Origin of the sequence: Streptomyces boncukensis (assembly GCF_011045075.1) — a bacterium.
Taxonomy (GTDB): domain Bacteria; phylum Actinomycetota; class Actinomycetes; order Streptomycetales; family Streptomycetaceae; genus Streptomyces; species Streptomyces boncukensis.
The window spans coordinates 1-3,817 of sequence record NZ_JAAKZZ010000624.1 but is presented as its reverse complement, the minus strand read 5'-3'; the positions used below and the strand labels follow the sequence as shown (position 1 = coordinate 3,817).

The window sequence follows — 3,817 nt, the reverse complement described above, 5'->3', positions numbered from 1 at the left end:
CCAGTCGGTCGGCGGCCCCTCCGGGTCGGTGGTGATCCGGTACCTCCCGCCCACGTACTCCAGCTCGCCGATGCCCATCGTGAGCGGCTTCGGCCCCCGGTCCCGGTACTTCGCAGGAAGCCACGTCTCGAAGAGGTGCACGGGCTCGATCACGTGATCATCCACGCTGATGATCTTCGGCAGTTCTTTGGCGCCGGTCATGCTGCATGCCCCCTGCCTGCTGTCGATGCCGCCAGCCAATACCTGACGGGCCGTCAGGTGGAGACGGTACGGCTTCGTATGTGCACCCACAAGCGACGGGGTGCGCTCCGGGTGATGCTGTGCGGCGCTCACGACCAGAAAACGGCTGGTCTCTGCGGGTCATTAAGAGGACCGGTCCTCAGGATCTCCTGATGACCGCTCAGGCGCCGTCAGTGGTGGCGGACTTGGTGGACACCGGCGAACAGCTCGTCACGATCGGTGCCGTGCTCAGAGGCGCTCTGACCGTGCACCTCACCTCTCGTACCTCATGCAGCGGCAGCGGAACCGCCACCATCTGCTGACGCGCCTTCGAGCGCGTGCTTCTGCTCGGCGGGGGCCTCGGCGGGGACGACGTCGTCGAGGCGGCGCACGAGCTGAACGCGGCCGTCGCCGAGATCGACTGGCAGGCCACCGGCACGTCGGATGGCGGCCTCGCGGACTGGCGAGACCGGAACTGTGCCGCTTTCGGCAAGATCAACGAGTTTCACGCTTGCTGCTTCCGGCGCAGCGCACGGGCGCCAGGAGGGCTACGCCATCCGAGGACTGAACCAGGGTGAGTGGCGAGCGACGGCTGGGGAGGGGCCGACGCTCCAGGTCGTTTGTTCGTGGGGCGGATCCGCCTGGACCGGGAGGGGGCCCCCTGCTATCCCTGCGAGGGTGGTTCCTGCCGGAATACAGCCCGGGAGGACAGGTCACGGGTACATCTAGGCGGAAGGGGGGAGGGTGACATCCACGGCTGACATCAACGGCCAGAGACGTCGCAGGTCAGCGGCGGATGTCGACGGAGATCGGGCGGCTTGACGTGAGCAAGACCACTGGGCTCTATCAAACTGTGATGGCAATGGGATGATGAACCCATGAAGGGACGCGTCCTCGTCGTCGACGACGACACCGCACTGGCAGAGATGCTTGGCATTGTGCTGCGCGGCGAAGGCTTTGAACCGTCGTTTGTGTCGGACGGCGACAAGGCGCTGGCCGCCTTCCGGGAGACCAAACCCGATCTGGTGCTGCTCGACCTGATGCTGCCGGGGCGGGACGGGATCGAGGTGTGCCGGCTGATCCGGGCCGAGTCGGGTGTGCCGGTGGTCATGCTGACCGCCAAGAGCGACACCGTCGATGTGGTGGTCGGGTTGGAGTCCGGAGCGGATGACTACATCGTCAAGCCGTTCAAGCCCAAGGAGCTGGTGGCCCGGATCCGGGCGCGGCTGCGGCGCTCCGAGGAGCCCGCGCCGGAGCAGCTCGCCATCGGGGACCTGGTCATCGATGTCGCGGGCCATTCGGTGAAGCGGGACGGGCAGTCGATCGCGCTCACCCCGCTGGAGTTCGATCTGCTGGTCGCGCTGGCGCGCAAGCCGTGGCAGGTGTTCACCCGCGAGGTGCTGCTCGAACAGGTGTGGGGGTATCGGCACGCGGCGGACACGCGGCTGGTCAACGTCCATGTGCAGCGGCTGCGCTCGAAGGTGGAGAAGGACCCCGAGCGGCCGGAGATCGTGGTGACCGTGCGGGGCGTCGGGTACAAGGCAGGACCCAGCTGACATGTCCCGGAAGGGCTCTGCTCCGCGCCGGAACGGCGACGGGCAAGCCAGGGACCGCGAGTCCGATATCTCAATATTTGCCCGTTTGTGGCGCAGCGGTGTGCTGTTCTCCGACGGTCTGCTGCCGGAGGGGGTGACCGGGCCCGGCGCTCGCCCGACGGTGCGCTTCTTCGTGCGCTGGGTGCGCCGGCCGCTGCTGCCCGTGATGCGGCTGTGGCGGCGGAACATCCAGCTGCGGGTGGTCGCGGCGACGCTGCTGATGTCGCTGGGCGTCGTGCTGCTGCTCGGGATCGTGGTGATCGGGCAGGTGCGCAACGGCCTTCTGGAGGCCAAGGAGAAGACGGCGCAGAGCCAGGCGGCGGGCGGCTTCGACGCGGCCCAGCGGGCGGCCGACAGCGGGCTGGGCGGCCGTTCCGGCGGGGACGACGGCAGCCGCTCGGGGCGCAGCGGGCAGAACTCCGGCACGTGGCTGAACAACCTCGTGGAGCAGCTCGCCACCAGTGGCCAGGGTGTGTACTCGGTGGTGGCGCTGGGCTCCAAGAACGAGGAGGCGCCGTTCCTCGGCAACGGCGGTATCGGCACCCGCGGCCCCCGTTCGTCCGGGGACATCCGCCCCGAGGACAGCATTCCCGGCGATCTCCGCAAGGCCCTGGACGACCAGCCGGGCATGCACAAGCGCTACGGGCGCGCCTACCGGCAGGGCGGTGGGAGCGATCCCGCGCTGATCGTCGGCAAGCGGGTCAACGACGCGCGCGGCAATCCGTTCCAGCTCTACTACGTCTTCCCGTTCACGCAGGAAGAGGAGTCGCTGAAACTGGTCAAGGGCACGCTGGCGACGGCCGGGGTGTTCGTGGTGGTGCTGCTCGGCGCCATCGCGTGGCTGGTGGTGCGGCAGGTGGTCACGCCGGTACGGATGGCCGCCGGGATCTCCGAGCGGCTGGCGGCCGGGCGGCTGCAGGAGCGGATGAAGGTCACGGGCGAGGACGACATCGCGCGGCTCGGCGAGTCCTTCAACAAGATGGCGCAGAACCTCCAACTGAAGATCCAGCAGTTGGAGGAGCTGTCCCGGATGCAGCGGAGGTTCGTCTCGGACGTCTCGCACGAGCTGCGGACCCCGCTGACGACGGTGCGTATGGCGGCCGATGTGATCCACGAGGCGCGCGAGGACTTCGACCCCGCGACCGCCCGCTCAGCCGAACTGCTGCTCGGTCAGTTGGACCGCTTCGAGTCGCTGCTCGCCGATCTGCTGGAGATCAGCCGGTTCGACGCGGGCGCGGCCAATCTGGAGCCCGCGCCGATCGATCTGCGCGACGTGGTGCACCGGGTCGTCGAGGGCGCCGAGCCGCTTGCCGACCGCAAGGGCAGCCGGGTGCTCGTCCGCGGCGACGACCGGCCCGTGATCGCGGAGGCGGACGGGCGGCGGATCGAGCGGGTGATGCGGAATCTCGTCGACAACGCCATCGAGCACGGCGAGGGCCGCGATGTCGTGGTGCGGCTCGCCTCCCGCGGCGGTGCGGTGGCCGTCGCCGTACGGGACTACGGCGTCGGGCTCAAGGCCGGCGAGGTGGACAAGGTCTTCAGCCGCTTCTGGCGCGCGGACCCGGCACGTGCCCGCACCACGGGCGGCTCGGGCCTCGGTCTGTCCATCGCCGTCGAGGACGCGCGGTTGCACGGCGGCTGGCTCCAGGCGTGGGGGCGGCCGGGGGAGGGCTCGCAGTTCCGGCTCACGCTCCCCCGTACGGCGGGGGACACGCTGCGGGTCTCGCCGATCCCGCTGGAGCCCCCGGACTCGCGCCGCAAGCGCGGGCTGGACGTGCCGATTCCGGCGCAGGAGCGGAGGCCCGTCCCGGCGGGGTCCGCCTCCCCGGCACCGGTGAACGGCGTGTCCGCCTCCGCCGGCGGTGCCACCGTCCCGGAGACGGCCGCCGGGCGGGCGGCCCCCGCTACCGGGCAGCGGGCCGCGCAGCGGGCCGAACTCCCCGCGGGCGGGGACGCGAAGGCGATACGCGAGACACCCGGGCTTCCGGGGACCGGGCGCGGGA

General features: G+C 70.2%; 3 protein-coding genes and 1 pseudogene. 2 read left to right on the top strand and 2 right to left on the bottom strand.

From position 1 onward, the window contains the following. Together G5C65_RS33190 and G5C65_RS33185 are read right to left on the bottom strand one after the other, a co-directional pair. Positions 1-201, bottom strand: a pseudogene (locus G5C65_RS33190) (amidohydrolase family protein); the annotation flags it as partial. A gap of 305 nt (positions 202-506) precedes the next feature. Further along, entirely contained in the window at positions 507-728 is a 222-nt protein-coding gene (locus G5C65_RS33185; RefSeq protein WP_165302779.1) for a hypothetical protein, read from the bottom strand. Positions 729-1,097: 369 nt separating this feature from the next. Here G5C65_RS33185 and mtrA point away from each other — a divergent pair, with 369 nt between their 5' ends. Both mtrA and mtrB read left to right on the top strand, forming a co-directional pair. Beyond that, a complete protein-coding gene (gene mtrA / locus G5C65_RS33180; protein WP_165302778.1) occupies positions 1,098-1,775 on the top strand; it encodes a two-component system response regulator MtrA in 678 nt (225 codons plus the stop codon). A gap of 1 nt (position 1,776) precedes the next feature. Continuing rightward, positions 1,777-3,817 (top strand): MtrAB system histidine kinase MtrB (mtrB, locus tag G5C65_RS33175; protein ID WP_241266235.1); only part of this gene is annotated, 2,041 nt, incomplete at its 3' end.